This window comes from Akkermansia sp. GGCC_0220 (genome assembly GCF_017566105.1).
In the GTDB taxonomy this organism is placed as follows: Bacteria; Verrucomicrobiota; Verrucomicrobiia; order Verrucomicrobiales; family Akkermansiaceae; genus Akkermansia; species Akkermansia massiliensis.
Genome location: NZ_JABFCI010000133.1, coordinates 1 through 223, shown reverse-complemented (window position 1 = coordinate 223; position 223 = coordinate 1). Strand labels below are relative to the sequence as shown.

Below are 223 nucleotides of genomic sequence, written 5' to 3'. Positions count from 1 at the left end.
GCTGGAAGATGAGCTTGAGCTCGAAGAACTTGATGACGAAGAGCTGCTGCTGGAACTCGAAGAACTTGATGAGTTAGACGAAGAAGAGCTGGAGCTGCTCGAGGAACTGGACGAGGAGGAAGAGCTGGAAGACGGAGAGCTGCTGGAGGAATCCGGCTCCTGGGGCGGCAAGGAACTGCTGTGGAAACTGGAAGACGACCAGCTGCTCGAGGAACTGGACGAG

At 56.1% G+C, this 223-nt stretch carries 1 protein-coding gene; it reads left to right on the top strand.

Translation table 11 applies throughout. The features are described 5' to 3' along the window. Positions 1–223 (top strand): hypothetical protein (locus HJW02_RS13290; protein WP_208050723.1); only part of this gene is annotated, 223 nt, incomplete at both ends.